Raw genomic sequence first — 20,556 nt, forward strand, 5'->3', positions numbered from 1 at the left:
CAGGGATGTGCTGATCTGTCGCTCGCCCGGGCAAAAAAACGCCCGCCGGGATGAGCGGACCCTCTTGACAATACCTCCGCCGCTAGATAAGGCGCCCGTCAAGGCATCGCCGGCTCCAGGACGTGAAACAATCGGACAGGATCACCGGTATCAACAGTGAGCAGGAGACGACAGCACGATGCGTATCGGAGTTCTCACGGCAGGCGGCGACTGTCCGGGACTGAACGCGGTGATCCGGTCGGTCGTGCACCGAGCGGTCACGATGTACGACGACGAGGTCATCGGCTTCGAGGACGGCTACGCGGGCCTGCTCGACGGCCGCTACCGCGAGCTGGACCTCAACGCGGTCAGCGGCATCCTCGCGCGCGGCGGCACCATTCTCGGCTCCTCCCGGCTGGAGCGCGACCGGCTCAGGGAGGCCTGCGAGAACGCCTCCGACATGATCCACCGGTTCGGCATCGATGCGCTCATCCCGATCGGCGGCGAGGGCACGCTGACCGCCGCGCGCATGCTCTCCGACGCGGGCCTGCCCGTGGTGGGCGTGCCGAAGACGATCGACAACGACATCTCCTCCACCGACCGCACCTTCGGCTTCGACACCGCCGTCGGCGTGGCCACGGAGGCCATGGACCGCCTGAAGACCACCGCCGAGTCGCACCAGCGTGTGATGGTGGTCGAGGTCATGGGCCGGCACGCGGGCTGGATCGCCCTGGAGTCCGGCATGGCTGCCGGCGCCCACGGCATCTGCCTGCCCGAGCGCCCCTTCGACCCGGCCGACCTGGTCAAGATGGTCGAGGAGCGGTTCGCGCGCGGCAAGAAGTTCGCGGTGATCTGCGTCGCCGAGGGCGCCCACCCCGCCGAGGGCACCATGGACTACGGCAAGGGCGAGATCGACCAGTACGGCCACGAGCGCTTCCAGGGCATCGGCACGGCGCTGGCGTACGAGCTGGAGAAGCGGCTCGGCAAGGAGGCCAAGCCGGTCATCCTGGGCCACGTCCAGCGCGGCGGCGTGCCCACGGCCTACGACCGCGTCCTGGCCACCCGCTTCGGCTGGCACGCGGTGGAGGCGGCGCACCGCGGCGAGTTCGGCCACATGACCGCGCTGCGCGGCACCGACATCGTGATGGTGCCGCTGGCGGAGGCGGTCACCGAGCTGAAGAGGGTGCCCAAGGACCGGATGGAGGAGGCGGAGTCGGTCTTCTAGGAGTCGGTCTTCCAGGGGTCGGTCTTCCAGCCCGGGAGCGACGGGCCGCCGGGGCGGTTGTGCCTACGGCCCGACCTTCTGCCAGAAGTGCTCCACGATCCGCTCCAGGAACGCCCGGCCGGCGTCGCCCGCCGCGCCGGCGGCCTTGGTGCCGCTCCAGCTGAGCGAGGCCACCATCCGCCCCTGGTAGTCCTGGTGCAGCGCGCGCAGCGTCCGCTCCAGCACCGGCCGCGGAAGCGGCACCACCTCGGCCACCGGGCGCACGTACGCCTGCCAGCGGGTGCCGACCGCGCTGCGCAGCAGTCCGGCGAGCCGTTCCTCGCGCCCGGTGACGGCGACGAAGTCCGGCACGGACAGCTCCAGCACCTCGGCGAGCGCGGCGGACTGGCGTTCGGTGCCGCGCCAGTCGTCTCCGTCCTCCATGCGCCGGTAGCGGGCCAGGTCGAGCCCGACGGCCCGGGCCACGGCCTCCGCGGCCAGGCCGCGGGCGATGCGGTGCTCGCGCAGGGTGCGCGGCCGGCCGATCAGGTCGCCGGGCGCGCACCACAGCGCACCGGCGAGCGCGGTCAGCTCCGGGGTGGACGGGGCGGCGGTCCCGCGTTCCCAGGCGGTGACGAGATCGGGGGTGACGTGGGGCAGCCCGTAGGAGATCCGCAGGGTGTGGGCGACGTGCTCGGGGCCCATGCCCAGGCCCGCCCGGATCCGGCGCGCGGCGAGCGCGTTGAACGGCAGGGCGGGCGACGGTCCGGACGGGCGGGGCCGGTCCGGGGGGAGCGGAGGAACTGAGGGTCGGTGCACGGGCACAAGCTAGGGGCCCGCGAGGCCGGTGACCACGGTCCGTTCCACCAGGATCACCGGTTGTGGGAACGTACGGTTCCGTAGCCCCCGCACCGGGCCCAGGTGACGCCCCGCGTCCCGCCGGTGTCCCGCGCCCGGGCGACGCCCCACGCCCGGCTTCGGCGCCTCCTACCTGCTCCGGCCGCTCGCGTCCGGCACCCACCGGTACACCAGCTCCGGGCGGCCCACCTGCCCGTACAGCGGGCGGCGGGCCGCGCGTCCGGCCTGGACCAGGTGCTCCAGGTAGCGGCGGGCGGTGATCCGGGAGATGCCCACCGCCTCGGCGAGCCCGGCCGCGGTCAGGCCGTCCTCCGCCGTGCGCAGCGCGCCCGTCACCCGCTCCAGGGTGGGCGCGCCCAGGCCCTTGGGCAGGGCGGGCGGGGCCGGGGCGCGCAGCACCGCCAGCGCCCGGTCCACCTCCTCCTGGCCGCTGGCCTCGCCGACCGCCGCGTGGAACTCGGCGTAGCGGACCAGGCGGTCCCGCAGTGTGGCGAAGGTGAACGGTTTCAGCACGTACTGCACCACCCCCAGCGAGACCCCTTCGCGCACCACCGCCAGGTCCCGGGCCGAGGTCACCGCGATCACGTCCGCGTGATGGCCGGCCGCCCGCAGGGTGCGGGCCAGCTGCAGGCCGTGCACGTCCGGCAGGTGCAGGTCGAGCAGGAGCAGGTCCACCGGGGTGCGTTCCAGTGCCCGCCGGGCCTCGGCGCCGGTACGGGCCTTGCCGACCGCGACGAAGCCCGGCACCCGCCCCACGTACATCACGTGCGCGTCCGCGGCGACCGGGTCGTCCTCGACGACCAGCACGCGGATGGGCTCCGGGTCCGCCGTTGTCCGGCTCATGCCGCGCCTCCGGCCGTCCCGGTGCCGGCCCGCTCGGCCGCGCGCCGCTCGTCCCCGCCGCCGAGCGGCAGCCGCGCCTCGAAGACCGCGCCGCCGCCCTCCGCCTCCCGCACGGTGAGCGTTCCGGCGTGCCGGTGCACCGCCTGCCGCACCAGGGCCCAGGCCCAGCCCCCGGCCGCCCGGTCCCGTCGGCTTGGTCGTGAAGCCGCGCTCGAAGACGAGGTCCGCGTGGGCGGGGTCCACGCCCGGACCGGTGTCCGCCACCCGCAGCACCAGCTCGTCCCCGGCCGTGCGCACTGTCACCGTCACCCGCGCCGGTACGCCGCCCTGGGCCGCGTCGACCGCGTTGTCCACGAGGTTGCCGAGGATGGTCACCAGGTCCCGGGAGGGCAGGCTCGGCGGCAGCAGTCCGTCGTCCAGGCCGCTGTCCTGCCCGACCACCAGTTCGACGCCCCGCTCGTTGGCCTGCGCCGTCTTGCCGAGCAGCAGCGCGGCCAGCACCGGCTCGCTCACCGCAGCGACCACCTGGTCGGTGAGCGCCTGGGCCAGTTCCAGTTCGGCGGTGGCGAACTCCACGGCCTCCTCCGCGCGGCCCAGTTCGATCAGCGACACCACCGTGTGCAGCCGGTTCGCCGCCTCGTGCGCCTGGGAGCGCAGCGCCTGGGTGAAGCCGCGCTCGGAGTCCAGTTCGCCCATCAGCGACTGCAGCTCGGTGACGTCCCGCAGGGTCACCACCGTGCCGCGGCGCTGCCCGCCCGACACCGGGGAGGTGTTGACCACCAGCACCCGGGAGGCGGTCAGGTGGACCTCGTCCACCCGGGGCTCCGAGGCCAGCAGCGCCCCGGTCAGCGGCGCCGGCAGCCCCAGGTCGGCCACCGAGCGGCCCACCACGTCCGCCTCGCCGGCCGGGCCGCCCACGCCCAGCAGCTCCCGGCCGCCGTCGTTGATCAGCGCCACCCGGTGCTGCGCGTCCAGCATCAGCAGCCCCTCGCGCACCGCGTGCAGCGTGGCCTGGTGGTAGTCGTACATGCGGCTGAGCTCGTCGGCGCCCATGCCGTGGGTGTGCCGCCGCAGCCGGGCGTTGATGACGTACGTGCCCAGCGCGCCGAGCACCAGGATGCCGCCCGCGACCGCGAACAGCGCCGTGACCTGCTCCTGGATCCGCGCGCTGATCGCCTCCACCTTGATGCCCGCGCTGACCAGGCCGATCACGCGGCCGTCGGTGTCCTCGACGGGGGTGACCGCGCGGACGGAGGGGCCGAGGGTGCCGGTGTAGGTCTCGGTGAAGGAGCGGCCCTTTTGCGCGGGGGCGATGGTGCCGAGGAACCGCTTGCCGATCTGGTCCGGTTCCGGGTGGGTCCAGCGGATGCCCTCGGGGTTCATGATCGTGACGAAGTCGACCTGGGTGTCGCGCTGCACCTTCAGCGCGTAGGGCTGGAGCCGGGCCGTGGGGTCGGCGGTGCGGATCGCGGTCCGCACCGAGGGGGAGTCGGCGATCGAGCGGGCCACCGCGGTGGCCTGGCGGCGGGCCGCCGCCTCCGCCTGCCCGCGGTCGCTGACGAACGTGAACAGTGCATATCCGGCCACCACGAGAGCCAGCAGCACGGCCTGCATCGCGAAGAGCTGGCCCGCCAGGCTGCGAGGTCTCGGGAGGTCGGGTATGCGCATGCCGTCAGTCTGCCTCCCCGCCGTGGCGTGAACTAAATGAACGCAAGGGTGACCGCCCTCACACGGCACGAGATAGTCACGGCATCCCCGATATCCCCCGGACGTGAGCCGCACGCCGGTGATGCCGACGACGTCGTCAAGGAGGGCCGCCGTGACCAGCGCAGCCGATACGGCACCTGCCGCGCCCGCAGCAGGGCCCGGCCCCGCCGCCAAGCGGGACCGCACCCACTACCTGTACATAGCGGTGATCGCCGCGGTGGTCCTCGGCGTGATCGTGGGATTCGCCGCGCCGGACTTCGCCAAGGAGCTGAAGCCGCTCGGCACCGGCTTCGTGAACCTGATCAAGATGATGATCTCGCCGATCATCTTCTGCACGATCGTGCTCGGCGTCGGGTCGGTGCGCAAGGCCGCGAAGGTCGGCAAGGTGGGCGGGCTCGCCCTCGGCTACTTCATCGTGATGTCGTTCGTGGCGCTGGCCATCGGCCTGGTGATCGGCAACCTCGTCCATCCCGGCAGCGGCATGCACCTGACCGAGGCGGTCCGGGGCGTCGGCCACGCCCAGGCGGACGCCGCCAAGGAGGGCCCGGTCGACTTCGTGCTGGGCATCATCCCGACCACGCTCGTCTCGGCGTTCACCGAGGGCCAGGTGCTGCAGACGCTGCTGGTCGCGCTGCTCGTCGGGTTCGCGCTGCAGGCCATGGGCCGCAAGGGCGAGCCGGTCCTGCGCGGGATCGAGCACATCCAGCGGCTGGTCTTCCGCGTGCTCGCCATGATCATGTGGGCGGCCCCGATCGGCGCGTTCGGCGCGATGGCCGCCGTCGTCGGCGAGACCGGCGTGGACGCCCTCAAGGCCCTGGCCACCATCATGATCGGCTTCTACGTCACCTGTGTGCTGTTCGTGATCGTGGTGCTCGGCGCGATGACCCGCCTGGTGGCCGGCGTCAACATCTTCCAGCTGCTGAAGTACCTGGGCCGCGAGTTCCTGCTGATCCTGTCCACCTCGTCGTCGGAGTCGGCGCTGCCCCGGCTGATCGCCAAGATGGAGCACCTGGGCGTCAGCCGCCCGGTCGTCGGCATCACCGTGCCGACCGGCTACTCCTTCAACCTCGACGGCACCATGATCTACCTGACCATGGCCTCGCTGTTCATCGCCGACGCCATGGACCAGCCGCTGTCCATCGGCCAGCAGATCACCCTGCTGCTGTTCATGATGATCGCCTCCAAGGGCGCGGCCGGTGTCACCGGCGCCGGGCTCGCCACGCTCGCCGGCGCCCTGCAGTCCCACAAGCCCGCCCTCGTGGACGGCGTCGGCCTGATCGTCGGCATCGACCGCTTCATGAGCGAGGCCCGCGCCCTGACCAACTTCGCGGGCAACGCCGTCGCCACCCTGCTGATCGGCACCTGGACCCACGAGGTGGACAAGGACCGGGTGCGCCGGGTGCTCGCCGGTGAGCTGCCGTTCGACGAGCGGACGCTGCTGGACGACTCCGAGGGCGCGTCGGCGGAGCGGCCCGAACAGCGCGAGGACGGCCAGAAGGAACTGGCCACGGCCTGAGGCGGCCGTCCGCGCCGCCCCCGACTCCGGACGCCCGGCCCCGCCTGAACCCGGGCCGGGCGTCCGGCCGTCCGCACCCCCGCCCCACGCGGCCGAGCGGCCGGGTCCACCTCAGGTGGGCCCGGCCGCTCGCGTGTTCTCCCCGTCCGCGCGGTCGGCGATCCTGCTGACCAGGGCCCCGGCCGGTGACGCCGGCACCCCCGCGGTGGTCAGGACGGTCGTCGCCGCCGCGCGGCCCGCCTCGCCGGCCGGCACCAGGCCGTCGTTCACGGCCTCCATCAGCGCGAACAGCACCTGCTCGTGCACGTAGGCGAGGGCGGGCGCGGGCAGCGCGGAGCGGAACACGCCCTGGTCGAGCCCGCGCTGGAGGAGTTCCACGGTCTCGCCGCGCACGGGGGCCAGCCGCTCGCGGATGCCCTGCATGGTGACCGTGCGCTGGGCGAGCGCCACCAGCAGCCGGTAGCGGTCGGCGATGGGCCAGATCGCCAGCACCGAGCGCGCCACCGCCTCCGCCGGGTCCTCCACTCCGGCCCGTCCCGCCGCGTGCGCGTCCGCGAGCGCCCGCACCGCGTCGTCGACGAGCGTGCCGATCAGGGCCTCGCGGCTGGGGAAGTGGCCGTACACCGTGCGCCGTACGACACCCGCGGCGCGCGCGATCTGGTCCATGGACGCGTCGGGGTCCCGCAGCAGCTCGGCGAGGGCCACGTCCAGGATGCGGCGCCGGTTCGCGTCGGCGCGGCTGGTGTTACCCGTGGTCATGGCTGACATTCTGCCCTCCCGCGGATTTGCACAGTGGTGTGCAGAGGCGTACCTTGCACAAGGATGTGTAGTTGCACGTCATTGTGCAACTCGCTGTGCAGTACCCCCGTCGCGCATCCGAGGAAGGCGACCTGAGCCATGCGACTCGTCCTGACCGAACCGGCCGAAAGGATGGACCGCCCCTACGCCCGGCGCTGGTGGGCGCTCCTCGTGCTCTGCCTGAGCCTGCTGATCATCGTGATGGCGAACACCGCCCTCACGGTCGCCGCACCCGAGATGACCCGCGATCTCGGCCTGTCCAGCGCCGACCTGCAGTGGGTCATCGACGCCTACACCGTGCCGTACGCGGCGCTGATGCTGCTGCTCGGCGCGATCGGCGACAAGTACAGCCGGCGCGGCGCGCTCGTCCTCGGCCTGGTGGTCTTCGGCGGCGGCGCCGTCTTCGGCTCCCTCGCCGGCAGCGCGGCCACCGTCATCGCCGCCCGCGCGGTGATGGGCGTCGGCGCCGCGCTGATCATGCCGGCCACGCTCTCCCTGCTCGCCGCGACCTTCCCGCGCGCCGAACGTGCCAAGGCGATCACCCTGTGGACGGCCACCGCGGGCCTTGCGATCGCGGCCGGCCCGGTCGTCGCCGGCGCCCTGCTCAAGGACCACGGCTGGGCCTCGACCTTCCTGATCAACGTGCCCGTGGCCGCCGTGGCCCTGGTGGCCGCCTTCGCCCTCGTCCCGCCCTCCAGGGCCGGTCACCAGGACCGCATCGACTACGTCGGCGGCCTGCTGTCCGTGCTCTGGACCGGCTCCCTCGTCTACATGATCATCCAGGGGCCGCACTTCGGCTGGGACACCAAGGCGGTCACCGCCGCGGTCGTCGCGGGCGCGGGCCTGGTGGCCTTCGTCCTGTGGGAGCTGCGCCACCCGCGGCCCCTCCTCGACGTGCGCCGCTTCACCGCCCGCCGCTTCGCCGGCGCCAACCTGGCCGTCGCCCTGTTCTTCCTGGCCGTCTTCGGCGCCTTCTACTACCTCACCCAGCACCTGCAGTTCGTCCTCGGCTACGACGCCCTGGCCACCGGCGTGCGGATGCTGCCGCTGGCGGGCGCCGTCTTCGTCGGCTCGGCCCTGACCGGCTACCTCACCCCGCGCGTCGGCATGAAGTGGACGGTCTCCGCGGGCATGGCCGGCGGCACCGCCGCCCTCGCCCTGCTCACCCGGGTGGACGGCACCTCCTCCTACGGCGACTTCGTATCCCCCCTGATCATCCTGGGCCTGGCCATCGGTCTCGCGCTGTCCCCCTGCACCGACGCGATCATGGGCTCCTTCCCGGAGTCCGAGCTGGGCGTCGGCGGCGCCGTGAACGACACCTCGCTGGAACTGGGCGGCTCCCTCGGCATCGCGATCCTCGGTTCCCTGCTGTCCACGGCGTACTCCGGCCGGCTCTCCGACGCCGTCGCCGGCAGCAAGCTCCCCGCGAGCGCCCTGGCCACCGCGCAGGACTCCGTCGGCGCCGGATACGCCGTCGCCCAGGGCATCGGGGCGAAGGCCCGGCAGCTCGCCGCGCAGGCGGCCCACGCCACCGACCCCCACCAGGCCGCCCAGCTCAAGGCCCAGGCCGGGCAACTCGCCCAGGGCGCCCGCCAGATGAAGGACGCGGTCGGCTCCGCCTTCGCGGACGCGGTGGCCCACACCAGCCTGGTCGGCGCCGTGATCCTCGGCGTGGGCACCGTCGTGGTGGCCCTGCTGCTGCCGCGCGGAACCCGGCGGGACGCGGAACCGACGGACGCGGAACCGACGGACGCGGACGAAGCGGCGAAGGAGACCAAGGGAACGAAGGAGACGAAGCAGCCGGTGGACGACCGGGTGAACTGACACCGGTGAACTGACACCCCTGGGCCTGCGTCTCTTACCCCGACGCACTACCGTGCCGTGGCCGGAAACAACCGGTCACGGCACGGCCGTGCACATCCGGTCCCGCACGTGGATGGAGGCACTCGGGGGATGGCGATCGACTGGAACCGGCGCACCTGCGCGCGCAAGGGGCATGTGACCTACGCCCCGGACGACCCCCGGCTGCGCATCCGGCTGCACGCCCAGACCGCGCTCGGCGAGGTGTGGCGCTGCCTGCGCTGCGGCGACTTCGTCCTGGGCGAGCCGCACGGCGCGGGCCCGGCGGCGGAGGCCCCGCTGGTGCCGCGCGGCAAGGTGCTGCGGGACCTGTTCGTCCTGCGCTTCCTGGCCCTCGAACGGGCCGTGCGCGGGGTGTTCATCGTCCTGGCGGCGGTGGCCGTCTGGAAGTTCAGCAACAGCAAGGACGCGGTCCGGCGGCTGTTCGACGAGTACCTGGACGTCTTCCGCCCGGTCTTCCGGCACTTCCACTACGACCTCGACCACTCGCCGGTCGTCGGCACCATCCAGAAGACCTTCGGCTACCAGCACTCCACCCTGCTCCTGGTGGCCGCCCTGCTGCTGGCCTACGCGCTGATCGAGATCATCGAGGCGGTCGGCCTGTGGTACGCCAAGCGCTGGGCGGAGTACCTGACGGTGGTGGCCACGGCCGCGTTCCTGCCGCTGGAGATCTACGAGCTGACGGAGCACGTCAGCGCCCTGAAGATCGCCACCCTGGTCCTCAACATCCTCGCCGTCCTCTACATCGCCGTCGCCAAACGCCTCTTCGGCCTGCGCGGCGGCCGCCGCGCCTTCGACGAGGAACGCCGCAGCGCCTCCCTGCTGGAGGTGGAGGAGTCGGCGGGCGCGCTGGTCTGAGCGGGCGGGGCCTCAGTCGGCCGTGTCGTAGTCGAACACCTCTCCGCTGAGGGCGTTCACGCGGTACCGGTCACCGGAGTACGGCTCCTGCGCCGTGTCGTCCGGCGCCGGCCTCACATCGTCCGTCACCTGCACGAGCCACTGGGGCGTCCAGACGCCGTCCTGGGAGACCGCCTTCAGCTTGAGGGCCTTGACCTCGAACGCGGCGTCGGCGTTCCCATTGCGCCGCAGCCGTGCGGTCACTTCCTCGCGGACCGCCTCCTCGGCCTGCCGGGCGCCGATCCTGGCCCGCGCGAGGTCCACCCGGGACGGGCCCAGGGTGACGTCGATCTGCGCGATGCGTCCGGCCCTGTCCACCTGGACGTCCAGCATCCTGGGCATCAGCACGCCGTTGTGCGTCCACCGCCAGCGGGTGACCCAGCCCTGCCGGGCCTTCTCGCCCACGGGAGAGGTCCGCCGGACGTCCGCGTCCGCCACCCACGGGTACCGCTGCCGGGCGTAGGACTCGGCCACGCGGTAGGCGTCCTGGGCGCGCGTCGGCGCCTTCGCGCCGGCCACCGGGTAGCCCATGACGGTGAGACGGTCCCCGTCCTCCAGCACCACGTTCAGGTGTCTCTTGTCCGGCCAGGACAGGGTGCCGTTACCGAACTCCTGCGGATGGTCCTTCCCGCGGCTGAGCAGGATGGAGACGATGTTCGTGCACGGCGCTCCCGTGCACGGCTGCGCATAGACTCGGCCCATCGTGTACCGATCGCCGAACGCCTTCCGCACGGCGGCCTCCATGGCCCGCTTCTGCTCCGGGTCGGCCGCGGACAGGCCGGTGCCGTCCACGTTCGTGTAAGCGAGCATCGGGCGCGCGACTCCCGTGCCGAGGACCAGGAACGCGAGCGAGGCGATCAGCGCGCCCTTCAGCCCGGCCCGCCAGACGACCGTCCGGCGGGCCGTGAGCACGATCGCGGCGACGGTCCAGCCCACCAGTCCGCCCAGGATGTTCATCTCGGCGTCCGAGCTGTCGCACACGCGCCCCAGACCGTCCACGGTGGCCTGGGTGAACTCGATGCCCAGCGGCAGCACGACGACGCCGACCAGGGCGGGCAGCGGACGCCGGACGGCCATCAGGGCGAGGAAGCCGACCGGCACCGTCATGGCGAGGTTCCACAGCCCCTGGGTGGTGTGGAACGGCTCGGCGAACCGGTGGTTGAGGACGCACTCACCGCTCGCCCGGCCGGCGTCCATGAACGTGACACCCAGTACGCCGGTGAGGGTGAAGGCGAGGCCCGACCACCACCCCCCGTGCGCGGCACCCAGCCTGCGGGCGAGTACCCAGGCCGCGCCCGCGAGCACGAGAGCGGTCACAGTGCAGGCGGCCAGGTAGCCGACCTGATCGCGGAATATCGCGGTGAACACGGGCACGTCCCTTGCGTGTCGGAGCGAGCAGGACAGGGGACGGCGAAGGCCCCGCCTGACCAGACGGGGCCTGTGGGGTGGTCGGTTTCGGATCAGCCGCGCGACGCGTAGGTCACGAAGTCGGCCCAGGCGGCCGGGGCGAGGGCGAGCTGAGGACCGCCGACGCTCTTGGAGTCGCGGACGTGGACGGTGCCGGGAGCGTGGGCGACCTCGACGCAGGAGTTGCCGTCGTTGCCGCTGCTGTAGCTGCTCTTGAACCACGCCAGCTCGGAGGTGTCCCCGGTGGTGGGCTTGCGGATCATGTCTCTCCCAGCAGTTGTTCGATGAAGGCCAGCGACTCCCGGGGCGAGAGTGCCTGAGCCCGGATGGTGCCATACCGCAGCTCAAGGATGCGTAGGCGCCGGGGATCGTGGGTCGGTCGGCCGTTGAACGCGCCGTCGGCGCGACCCACTGCAGTGCCGTCCGCGAACTTAAGCAGCTCGATACGGCCGTCCAGCCCCGAGTGGGTGTCGCAGTCCATCGGCATCACCTGCAGCACGACGTTGTGCAACCGCCCCACCTCCAGCAGCCGTTCGAGCTGGTGACGCCACACAATTGTGCCCCCGATCGGACGACGTAGGGCCCCCTCTTCCAGGACGAAGTGGATCGACGGCGCCGGATCGCGGTCGAAGACCGATTGTCGGGCCAGCCGTGCCGCCACCATGCGCTCGACGTCATCGGGCGAATACGGCGGCTGGGCCGCGCCGATGACGGCCCGCGCGTGCTCCGGCGTCTGCAACAGCCCGTGGACGCTGTTGCACTCATACACCCCGATCTCGACCGCCTGGGCCTCCAGCTTCGCCAGCTCCCGCACCCTCTTCGGGTACCGGACCTTCTTCACGTCCTCCCAGGTCGCCGCGATGAGTCCGTCCGCGTTCAGCAACTCGTCGGCCGCGATCAGGTACTCCTGCCGGGGGATGCGCTTGCCGCCCTCGATCTTGTACACCATGTCCTCGCTGTACCCCACGGCCTTGGCGAACTCGCCGGCGCGCATCCCGGCCGCCTCCCGCCGCAGCTTCAACTGCCGCCCCACGGTGGTGATCACCGCCACGCCCCATTCGTCGTCCGGGTCCACCTCCCACCCCGGCTCGTCCGCCTCGCTCCTGAGCCCTACGGCCTGCTCCTCCTGCGACATCCGCGCCCCTCCTTCGTCCCGCACCGCACCTCGGCGCCCTACCCGTGCCAACGGTGAGGACAGCCAGGACAGCACCGGACAACCACTGGACAGTGACCCTACGCAACCGCCCCCTCACGCATCACGGTAGGCGGAAGCCGCCACGCTGGGTGACGTGAACCGAGAAATCACCGACCCGCCGTCCCGACTCGGCGGTCCCGTCCGCAACTTCAGCCTGCAACTGTCCCCGACGCCCCGCGGTGCCCGCCTCGCCCGTCTGCTCGCCGCCGAGCAACTGCGCACCTGGGGCCTGCCGTTGCACCCGGCAGAGCACATCGTCGCCGAGCTGGCGGCCAACGCCGCCACCCACGGCCGCGTCCCCGGCCGGGACTTCCGGCTGCTGCTGTACGTCGTCGGCGACACCCTCCGGATCGAGGTCACCGACACGCGCGGTGACCGGCTGCCCCGGGTGCGGCCGGCTGCCGCCGACGCCGAGTCCGGCCGCGGCCTGCTGCTCGTGGACGCCCTCGCCGACCGCTGGGGCGTCGTCTCCGGCCCGCCGCCGCGCAAGACCGTGTGGGCGGAGGTGAGGGCGCGGGCGATCTGAGCGGGGTGCTGCGTTCGCCCGGGCACGGGCGGCGCCCACCCGTTGCCTTGACGCCGACGTCAAGCCCTACGGTCGTGCTCATGCGAATCGGTGAGCTGGCCGAGCGGGCCGGGACCACGGCGCGGGCGGTGCGGTACTACGAGGCCCGCGGGCTGCTGCCCGGGCGGCGGGATGCCCGGGGGCACCGTGTCTACGACGAGCGGGACCTGAGGCTGCTGCGGCAGATCCGAACCCTCCAGGACTTCGGGTTCGAACTGGAGGAGACGCGGCCCTTCGTGGAGTGCCTGCGGGCCGGGCACCCTCAGGGCGACTCCTGCCCGGACTCGCTCGCCGTCTACCGGCGCAAGCTGGACGAGCTGGACGCGTTGATGGGCGAGCTGCGGGCGGTGCGGGAGAGGGTCGCCGGGCAGTTGGCGCGCGCCGAGAGGGCGCGGGACGCGCTGGTGGCCGAGGCGCTGGTTCCGGGGGGTCCGGAACCCAGGTGCGAGCTGGTGCCCCAGGGGGCGCCGGAAGGGCGGGAGCGATGATCAAGCAGGTGGCCGGGGTGGCCGAGGTGACCGACGCGGACTTCGCGGCCGAGGTGCTTCAGGCGGAGCTGCCGGTGCTGGTGCAGTTCACGGCCGAGTGGTGCGGGCCGTGCCGGCAGCTGGCGCCCGTGCTCGGGGCGATCGCCGCGGAAGAGGGCGACCGGCTGAAGATCGTGCAGGTGGACGTGGACCGCAATCCGCGGACCACGCTCGCCCACGGCGTGCTGGCGACCCCGACGCTCATGGTGTTCCGGGGCGGGGAGCCGGTGAAGTCGATGGTGGGGGCGCGGGCCAAGCGGCGGCTGCTGGAGGAGCTGGCCGACGTGCTCTGATCAGCGCCCTCGGAGCAGGCCGGACGCTCGCCCGGACGCAAGGAAATCCCCCGCGCAATTGCGTTCGGGGGATTTCCTTGCGTATATTCGGTGATTCGTGACTTCCGGAAAGTCGGGTCACCAAGAAGCCTTACTGAGCACAGTATATCCGGGCGGGAGCGGAATTGTCAAACACCGAATTTCACGACGGTGAATTGCGGCGGGAGCAGGAATTCATCGACGGCCTGTACGCGCACGTGGACGCGCTGCGCGGTGCCACCGAGGCCGCCGTCGCGGACGCGCTTTCGCAGGGCGACAAGCCCATGCAGGCCCGGCTGGAACGGGACATCCTCGTCGCGGAGCGCTCGGCGGTGCTCGCCGCGCTGAACGCCGTGGACGGCTCGCTGTGCTTCGGCCGGATCGACCTGACCGACGGCACCGGCCACCACATCGGCCGGATCGGCCTGCGCGCCGACGACGCCGAGCGCACCCCGATCCTGATCGACTGGCGGGCGGACGTCGCCCGGCCGTTCTACCTGGCCACCGGCCACACCCCGATGGGGCTGCGCCGCCGTCGGCACATCTCCACCGAGGGCCGCCGGGTCACCTCCCTGCACGACGAGATCCTCGACCTGGGCGACACCACCCGCACCGGCCACGAGGACCCGACCGGCGACGCGGTGCTGCTGGCCGCGCTGAACTCCGCGCGCACCGGCCGGATGGGCGACATCGTGCGCACCATCCAGGCCGACCAGGACCGCATCATCCGCGCCCCGCACCGCGGCGTGCTCGTGGTGGAGGGCGGCCCGGGCACCGGAAAGACCGCGGTCGCCCTGCACCGGGCGGCGTACCTGCTCTACGAGCACCGCGAGCTGCTCGCCCGGCGCGCAGTGCTGATCGTCGGCCCGAACCCCGCCTTCCTCGGCTACATCGGCGAGGTGCTGCCCTCGCTCGGTGAGACCGGTGTGCTGCTGGCGACCGTCGGCGAGCTGTTCCCCGGCGTGAAGGCCACGGCCGGCGACACCCCCGAGGCCGCGGCCGTCAAGGGCCGCGCCGACATGGCCGACGTGCTCGCCGCCGTCGTACGGGACCGGCAGGCGCTGCCCGACCCGGTGATCCCGATCGAGCACGACCGCGAGGTGCTGATGCTCGACGACGACCTGGTCCGGGTGGCCCGCGACCGCACCCGCGCCGCGAAGCTGCCGCACAACGCGGCCCGCGAGCACTTCGAGGGCCACATCCTCAACACGCTCACCGACCTGTACGCCGAGCGGGTCGGCACCGACCCCTACGACGGCTCCAGCCTGCTCGACGCCGCCGACATCACCCAGATCCGCGACGAGCTGGCCGAGAACCCCGAGGTGTGGGCGGCCATCGACCAGCTGTGGCCGCGGCTGACCCCGCAGCGCCTGGTCGCGGACTTCCTGGCCGAGCCGGAGGGGTACCTCTCCGCCGAGGACGCCGCCGCCGTCCGCCGGCCGGTGACCCGCCACTGGACCGTCGCCGACGTGCCGTTGCTGGACGAGGCCGCCGAGCTGCTGGGCGAGGACGACCGGACGGCCCGGGCCCGCGCCGAGGCCGAGCGCGAGACGCAGGTGGCCTACGCGCAAGGTGTGCTGGACGTGTCGTACGCGTCGCGGACGTACGAGTTCGAGGACAAGGACGACGAGGAGTCCGAGGTCCTGTCCGCGCACGACATCATCGACGCCGAGCGGTTCGCCGAGCGCCACGAGGAGGCCGACCACCGCAGCGCCGCCGAGCGGGCCGCGGCCGACCGGACCTGGGCGTTCGGGCACATCATCGTCGACGAGGCGCAGGAGCTGTCGCCGATGGCGTGGCGGCTGCTGATGCGGCGCTGCCCCACCCGCTCGATGACGCTGGTCGGCGACCCCGCGCAGACCGCGGAGGCGGCCGGTGTCGGCTCCTGGGAGGACATCCTCGCCCCCTACGTCGAGGACCGCTGGGAGCACACCCGCCTCGGCGTCAACTACCGCACGCCCGCAGAGATCATGGACGTCGCCGCGGCCGTGGTCCGCGCCGAGAACCCGGACTTCCGGCCGCCGAGCTCCGTGCGCTCGACCGGGGTGCGGCCCTGGGCGCGCGCCACGGACGACCTGCCCGGCGCCGTGGAGAAGGCCGTGGCGGAGCTGACCCCGGACGAGGGCCGGCTCGCGGTGATCGCCCCGCGCGCCCTGCACCGCGCGCTGGCCGCCCGGCTGGACGGGGTCACGGCCGGCACCGAGCCCGACCTGACCCGCACGGTCGTCCTGCTGGACCCGCGCCAGGCCAAGGGCCTGGAGTTCGACTCCGTCCTCGTCGTCGAGCCCGCCCGCTACGGCACCAGCGACCTGTACGTGGCCCTGACCCGCGCCACCCAGCGCCTCGGCGTGCTGCACACCGGCGAGCTGCCGGCGCCGCTGGCCGAGGCCCTGGCCTGACCGGCGGTTCCGGTCCGAAAGGCGGTTCCGGTCCGGGCCTGAGGTTCTGGTCCGGACCGGCGGCTGTGGTCCGAACGACGGTGCCTACGCCGGCCGCAGCCACACCGTGGCCAGTGGGGGCAGGGTCAGCCGGATGCTCGCGGGGCGGCCGTGCCAGCCCTGCGGCTCCGGCTTGACGGGGTCGGGGTGCACGACGTCGCTGCCGCCGTAGCGGGCCGCGTCGGTGTTGAGGACCTCCGCCCAGGCGGGCACGTCGTCCGGGACGCCGAGGCGGTAGTCGGGGCGGACCGCGGAGGAGAAGTTCGACACCGCCAGCAGCGGGGAGCCCCGGTCGTCGTAGCGCAGGAACGCGAACACGTTGTCGTCCGCCGCGTCCCCGACGATCCACTGGAAGCCGTCGGGGTGCACGTCCCGCGCCCACAGCGCGGGCGTCGCGCGGTACACGGCGTTCAGGTCGCGCACCAGGTCCAGCACGCCCCGGTGGTCGGCCGCCGCACCGTAGGACGGGTCCAGCAGCCACCAGTCCGGGCCGCGTGCCTCGGACCACTCGGCGCCCTGTGCGAACTCCTGCCCCATGAACAGCAACTGCTTGCCCGGGTGGGACCACATGAAGCCCAGATAGGCGCGCAGGTTGGCGCGCTGCTGCCACCAGTCGCCGGGCATCTTCGACACCAGCGAGCCCTTGCCGTGCACCACCTCGTCGTGGGAGATCGGCAGCACGTAGTTCTCGCTGTAGGCGTACACCATCGAGAACGTCATCTCGCCGTGGTGGTACCGGCGGTGGATCGGATCGTGGCTCATGTACTGCAGCGAGTCGTGCATCCAGCCCATGTTCCACTTCAGCCCGAACCCGAGCCCGCCGAAGCCGCTCGGGCCCCGGTGGTGGGTCGCGCGGGTCACCCCGTCCCAGGCCGTCGACTCCTCCGCCACGGTCACCACACCCGGCACCCTGCGGTACACGGTCGCGTTCATCTCCTGCAGGAACGCCACCGCGTCCAGGTTCTCCCGGCCGCCGTGCACGTTCGGCGTCCACTGGCCCGGCTCGCGCGAGTAGTCCAGGTAGAGCATGGAGGCCACGGCGTCCACGCGCAGCCCGTCGATGTGGAACTCCTCGCACCAGTACAGGGCGTTGGCCACGAGGAAGTTGCGCACCTCGCGGCGGCCGAAGTCGAACTCCAGCGTGCCCCAGTCCGGGTGCGCGGCCCGCAGCGGATCGGAGTGCTCGTACAGCGCACGCCCGTCGAACTGCGCCAGCGCCCAGTCGTCGCGCGGGAAGTGCGCCGGCACCCAGTCCACGATCACGCCGATGCCCGCCCGGTGCAGGGCGTCCACCAGGTACTTGAAGTCGTCCGGCGTGCCCAGGCGCGCGGTGGGCGCGTAGAAGCCGGTGACCTGGTAGCCCCAGGAGCCGCCGAAGGGATGCTCGGCGACCGGCATCAGCTCCACATGGGTGAAGCCCAGGTCCTTGACGTAGGCGGGCAGTTGCTCGGCCAGTTCCCGGTACGTCAGGCCCGGCCGCCAGGACGGCAGGTGCACCTCGTACACCGACATCGGCGCCTCGTGCGCGGGCCGCTCCGCCCGCCGCGCCAGCCACTCCTCGTCGCCCCACACGTGGTGCGAGGCGTGCACGATCGACGACGTCGCCGGAGGGACCTCCGTGCGGCGGGCCATCGGGTCCGCGCGCAGTGTCTTGGAGCCGTCCGGCCGGGTGATCTCGAACTTGTACAGCTCGCCCTCGCCGATGCCCGGCACGAACAGCTCCCACACCCCGCTCGCGCCCAGCGACCGCATCGGGTACGCGGTGCCGTCCCACAGGTCGAAGTCACCGGCCACCCGCACGCCGCGCGCGTTGGGCGCCCACACCGAGAACCGGGTGCCCTCCACCCCCTGGTGGGTCATCGGGTGCGCGCCGAGCACCTGCCACAGCTGCTCGTGCCGCCCCTCGCCGATCAGGTGCAGGTCCAGCTCGCCGAGCGTGGGCAGGAAGCGGTAGGGGTCCTCGGTGTGCAGCACCGTGCCCTCGTAGGCCACCTCCAGCCGGTAGGCGGGGACCTCCGCGAGCGGCAGCAGCGCCGAGAAGAACCCGTCCCCGTCGTGCCGCAGCTCCACCTGCACGCCCTCGGCGTGCACGGCCACCCCCAGCGCGTACGGCCGGAACACCCGCACGGCGATCCCGCCCGGCACGGGGTGCGCGCCGAGCACGGCGTGCGGGTCGTGGTGCGTCCCGTTGATCAACCGCTCCCGGTCCTCGAACGGGACGGCGGGGGAGACGGAGGACGAGGGCTGCCTCTTATACACATCCGACGCTGCCGACGACTCCTTACGTGGAGTTCGCAGTAGCACGCGGATCGCGAAAAAAAAAAAAACATACCATAGCTCCACGTGAAGTCTACAGATGGTGCTATACTAATCGTCACCATGTGGTAAATCTCCACCTGACACGAGCCACACAATGACGAACCGTTAAACAAGGTCAAGAGGGAGGTCAAAAGGATACAGAACATAGGCAGAAGGGAGGGTAGTAGGTACCGTAGAAGGCACAGTGAGATGTATATTGTTTAGAAAGCAAGGGGCGGCAAGAAAGGTCGCCACAGAAGGAGTCGGCGGCAGCGTCAGATGTGTATAGAAGACGGGGGGGGGCCCGGGCCGGCCAGGCGGCGTATGGCCGACAGCGGGACCGCGAGCCAGTCGGGGCGGTGCCGTGCCTCGTAGACCACCTCATATACCGCCTTGTCGGTCTCGCAGGCGCGCAACAGGACAGGATCGGTGCGCGGGTCGTTCCCACCGGCCTCCGCGTACCCGGTGCAGTACGCCGCCCGGCAGGCCGCGGCCCACTCCAGGGCGGGCGGCCCGCCCGCGGAGTGCGCCGCGTAGTCGAAGGAGCGCAGCATCCCGGCGACGTCCCGCACCGCCGGCTGCGCCATCCGCCGCTCGGCCAGCGGCCTGGCCGGCTCGCCCTCGAAGTCGATCAGCGACCAGTCCCCGGCGGGTGCGCGCAGGCACTGCCCGAGGTGCAGGTCGCCGTGGACGCGCTGGGCGGTCCAGGTGTGACCCTCGGCGGCCAGGTCGGCCAGCGCCTCGTAGGCGGAGTGCAGGGCGGGCGCGTACGGCCGGAGCGCGGGCACCGCCTGGGCCGCCGCCTCCAGGCGCGCGGTCATCCCCTCGACCAGCGACTGCAGCTGGAGGTGGCCGAGGGTGACGGTGGGCAGGGCCCGGGCCAGCGCGGTGTGCACCTCGGCCGTGGCCCGGCCCAGCGCCCGGGCCTCGGCGCTGAAGTCCTCGCCCTTGGCCAGCTCGCGCAGCGCCAGCTCCCAGCCGTCCGTGGCGCCCTGCACGAACGGCTGGAGCACCGCGAGGACGTACGGCTCCTCGGCGCCCGTCTCGGCGGCCTCGGCCGTCACCCAGGCCGTGGGCGGGGGCACCCGGGGGCAGCCCTCGCGGGCCAGCGCCAGCGGCAGCTCCAGGTCGGGGTTGGTGCCGGGCACCACCCGGCGCAGCAGTTTCAGGATGAACGTGTCTCCGTAGACGACGGACGAGTTCGACTGCTCGGCGGTCATCAGGCGCGGCACCAGGTCGGGGCGTATCTCGTCGCGCCGGACGAAGCGCAGCCCGCCGATGCGGGCCTGGGTGCGCAGCGCCTCCAGGATCACCTCGGCGGGCCGGGGGTCGTACAGGGCCTCGTACACGGTGCGGCCGGCGAGCGGGCCGTCGTGGACGTGGCCGATCAGCGCGGGCGCCAGCCGGGGCGGCAGCGCCTCGCGCACGCCTATGAGCAGCTGGTAGCAGTCACCGGGGTGCGGTATGCCGTCCTCGACGCCGGCGCCCGGCACCGGCGCCAGCGGCTGGTGGGCGCGCACCAGCAGGTGGTACAGGCCCAGCTTGCCCTCCAGCGGCAGCAGCTCGGTGGCCGCGACCAGCGAGAACCCGGTGACCGGGCGGCCCTTGCCCGCGAACCAGCGCTGCCGGGGCAGCCACTCGCGCAGCAGGGGATCCAGTGACGCGAGCAGGCCGGGACCGGCGGCGGTGGCCGGACCGGTGGTGGAGCGGGTGACGGCTTGCGACATGGCTTCCGACATGGCGTCGCGTCCAATCGCTGGTCGGGTGTGACTGACGCGTGCCCCGGGGCGGGGCGGGAGGAACCGCCCGCCCCGCCCCGGGCCGCCTAGGCCGCGTCCTTGCGCAGCCGGAACCAGTAGAACCCGTGCCCTGCCAGGGTCAGCAGGTACGGCAGCTCCCCGATGGCCGGGAAGCGCACCCCGCCGAACAGCTCGACCGGGTGCCGTCCGATGAACGCGCTCAGGTCGAGTTCGGTGGGTTGCGCGAACCGCGAGAAGTTGTTCACGCACAGGACGAGATCGTCCTCGTACTCGCGCAGGAAGGCGATCACCGCCGGGTTGGAGGACTGCAGTTCGGTGTAGGAGCCGAGTCCGAAGGCGGGGTTCTGCTTGCGGATCTCGATCATGCGGCGGGTCCAGTGCAGCAGCGAGGAG

Annotated in this window: 16 protein-coding genes and 1 pseudogene; 8 read left to right on the forward strand and 9 right to left on the reverse strand. The window is 72.5% G+C overall.

What is annotated here, in order from left to right:
- Window positions 1-178 precede the first annotated feature (178 nt).
- Window positions 179-1,204, forward strand: coding sequence for an ATP-dependent 6-phosphofructokinase (locus GV126_RS22490; protein ID WP_159669753.1), 1,026 nt, complete (start codon window positions 179-181; stop codon window positions 1,202-1,204).
- Between the two features lie 63 nt (window positions 1,205-1,267).
- Here the strand turns inward: GV126_RS22490 and GV126_RS22495 are convergent, their stop codons facing one another.
- The 3 genes and pseudogenes from GV126_RS22495 to GV126_RS22505 form a co-directional block, all read right to left on the reverse strand.
- A complete protein-coding gene (locus tag GV126_RS22495) occupies window positions 1,268-2,002 on the reverse strand; it encodes a helix-turn-helix domain-containing protein (protein WP_236570073.1) in 735 nt (244 codons plus the stop codon).
- A 168-nt stretch (window positions 2,003-2,170) separates the two neighbouring features.
- Window positions 2,171-2,884, reverse strand: a complete 714-nt coding sequence (locus tag GV126_RS22500; RefSeq protein ID WP_159669756.1) for a response regulator — start codon at window positions 2,882-2,884, stop codon at window positions 2,171-2,173.
- Window positions 2,881-4,552, reverse strand: a pseudogene (locus GV126_RS22505) (sensor histidine kinase). Before GV126_RS22505 ends, GV126_RS22500 begins: the two are co-directional and overlap by 4 nt.
- Before the next feature lie 121 nt (window positions 4,553-4,673).
- On the opposite strand from GV126_RS22505, the gene GV126_RS22510 reads away from it, so the two are divergent.
- Window positions 4,674-6,107, forward strand: coding sequence for a cation:dicarboxylate symporter family transporter (locus tag GV126_RS22510; protein WP_237331626.1), 1,434 nt, complete (start codon window positions 4,674-4,676; stop codon window positions 6,105-6,107).
- A 111-nt stretch (window positions 6,108-6,218) separates the two neighbouring features.
- Here GV126_RS22510 and GV126_RS22515 read toward each other — a convergent pair whose 3' ends face one another.
- Window positions 6,219-6,875, reverse strand: coding sequence for a TetR/AcrR family transcriptional regulator (locus GV126_RS22515; RefSeq protein ID WP_159669762.1), 657 nt, complete (start codon window positions 6,873-6,875; stop codon window positions 6,219-6,221).
- 129 nt (window positions 6,876-7,004) lie between these two features.
- On the opposite strand from GV126_RS22515, the gene GV126_RS22520 reads away from it, so the two are divergent.
- Together GV126_RS22520 and GV126_RS22525 are read left to right on the forward strand one after the other, a co-directional pair.
- Window positions 7,005-8,729, forward strand: coding sequence for an MFS transporter (locus GV126_RS22520; RefSeq protein WP_159669765.1), 1,725 nt, complete (start codon window positions 7,005-7,007; stop codon window positions 8,727-8,729).
- 129 nt (window positions 8,730-8,858) lie between these two features.
- Window positions 8,859-9,623, forward strand: coding sequence for a DUF2127 domain-containing protein (locus GV126_RS22525; protein WP_159669768.1), 765 nt, complete (start codon window positions 8,859-8,861; stop codon window positions 9,621-9,623).
- A 12-nt stretch (window positions 9,624-9,635) separates the two neighbouring features.
- Here GV126_RS22525 and GV126_RS22530 read toward each other — a convergent pair whose 3' ends face one another.
- The 3 genes from GV126_RS22530 to GV126_RS22540 all read right to left on the reverse strand — a co-directional run bounded on the left by GV126_RS22530 (window position 9,636) and on the right by GV126_RS22540 (window position 12,204).
- Window positions 9,636-11,030 (reverse strand): VanZ family protein, encoded by a 1,395-nt coding sequence (locus GV126_RS22530; protein ID WP_159669771.1) that lies wholly within the window; start codon window positions 11,028-11,030, stop codon window positions 9,636-9,638.
- A 92-nt stretch (window positions 11,031-11,122) separates the two neighbouring features.
- Window positions 11,123-11,332, reverse strand: a complete 210-nt coding sequence (locus tag GV126_RS22535) for a DUF397 domain-containing protein (RefSeq protein ID WP_159669774.1) — start codon at window positions 11,330-11,332, stop codon at window positions 11,123-11,125.
- Window positions 11,329-12,204 (reverse strand): helix-turn-helix domain-containing protein, encoded by an 876-nt coding sequence (locus GV126_RS22540; protein WP_159669777.1) that lies wholly within the window; start codon window positions 12,202-12,204, stop codon window positions 11,329-11,331. Before GV126_RS22540 ends, GV126_RS22535 begins: the two co-directional genes overlap by 4 nt.
- Before the next feature lie 154 nt (window positions 12,205-12,358).
- Here GV126_RS22540 and GV126_RS22545 point away from each other — a divergent pair, with 154 nt between their 5' ends.
- From GV126_RS22545 to GV126_RS22560, 4 genes are all read left to right on the forward strand, one after another.
- Window positions 12,359-12,790 carry an ATP-binding protein gene (locus tag GV126_RS22545; protein ID WP_159669779.1) on the forward strand — a complete coding sequence of 144 codons (432 nt, stop codon included), beginning with the start codon at window positions 12,359-12,361 and terminating at the stop codon, window positions 12,788-12,790.
- 80 nt (window positions 12,791-12,870) lie between these two features.
- Window positions 12,871-13,317, forward strand: a complete 447-nt coding sequence (locus GV126_RS22550; RefSeq protein WP_159669781.1) for a MerR family transcriptional regulator — start codon at window positions 12,871-12,873, stop codon at window positions 13,315-13,317.
- Window positions 13,314-13,649, forward strand: a complete 336-nt coding sequence (locus GV126_RS22555; protein WP_202036384.1) for a thioredoxin family protein — start codon at window positions 13,314-13,316, stop codon at window positions 13,647-13,649. The genes GV126_RS22550 and GV126_RS22555 overlap by 4 nt, the downstream gene beginning before the upstream one ends.
- Window positions 13,650-13,795: 146 nt before the next feature.
- A complete protein-coding gene (locus GV126_RS22560) occupies window positions 13,796-16,066 on the forward strand; it encodes a HelD family protein (protein WP_159674005.1) in 2,271 nt (756 codons plus the stop codon).
- 2,612 nt (window positions 16,067-18,678) lie between these two features.
- Here the strand turns inward: GV126_RS22560 and GV126_RS22570 are convergent.
- Both GV126_RS22570 and GV126_RS22575 read right to left on the reverse strand, forming a co-directional pair.
- Window positions 18,679-20,130 carry a maltokinase N-terminal cap-like domain-containing protein gene (locus tag GV126_RS22570; RefSeq protein WP_159674007.1) on the reverse strand — a complete coding sequence of 484 codons (1,452 nt, stop codon included), beginning with the start codon at window positions 20,128-20,130 and terminating at the stop codon, window positions 18,679-18,681.
- Between the two features lie 98 nt (window positions 20,131-20,228).
- The coding region (locus GV126_RS22575) for an alpha-glucosidase C-terminal domain-containing protein (protein ID WP_201299865.1) at window positions 20,229-20,556 on the reverse strand (328 nt) is incomplete at its 5' end.

The organism is Streptomyces mexicanus, assembly GCF_902506575.1.
Taxonomy (GTDB): domain Bacteria; phylum Actinomycetota; class Actinomycetes; order Streptomycetales; family Streptomycetaceae; genus Streptomyces; species Streptomyces mexicanus.

Coding starts and splice junctions, on each gene's coding strand:
- GV126_RS22490 (WP_159669753.1), top strand. CDS start 179: ATGCGTATCGGAGTTCTCACGGCAGGCGGCGACTGTCCGGGACTGAAC.
- GV126_RS22500 (WP_159669756.1), bottom strand. CDS start 2,884: ATGAGCCGGACAACGGCGGACCCGGAGCCCATCCGCGTGCTGGTCGTC.
- GV126_RS22510 (WP_237331626.1), top strand. CDS start 4,674: ATGCCGACGACGTCGTCAAGGAGGGCCGCCGTGACCAGCGCAGCCGAT.
- GV126_RS22515 (WP_159669762.1), bottom strand. CDS start 6,875: ATGTCAGCCATGACCACGGGTAACACCAGCCGCGCCGACGCGAACCGG.
- GV126_RS22520 (WP_159669765.1), top strand. CDS start 7,005: ATGCGACTCGTCCTGACCGAACCGGCCGAAAGGATGGACCGCCCCTAC.
- GV126_RS22525 (WP_159669768.1), top strand. CDS start 8,859: ATGGCGATCGACTGGAACCGGCGCACCTGCGCGCGCAAGGGGCATGTG.
- GV126_RS22535 (WP_159669774.1), bottom strand. CDS start 11,332: ATGATCCGCAAGCCCACCACCGGGGACACCTCCGAGCTGGCGTGGTTC.
- GV126_RS22540 (WP_159669777.1), bottom strand. CDS start 12,204: ATGTCGCAGGAGGAGCAGGCCGTAGGGCTCAGGAGCGAGGCGGACGAG.
- GV126_RS22550 (WP_159669781.1), top strand. CDS start 12,871: ATGCGAATCGGTGAGCTGGCCGAGCGGGCCGGGACCACGGCGCGGGCG.
- GV126_RS22555 (WP_202036384.1), top strand. CDS start 13,314: ATGATCAAGCAGGTGGCCGGGGTGGCCGAGGTGACCGACGCGGACTTC.
- GV126_RS22570 (WP_159674007.1), bottom strand. CDS start 20,130: ATGTCGCAAGCCGTCACCCGCTCCACCACCGGTCCGGCCACCGCCGCC.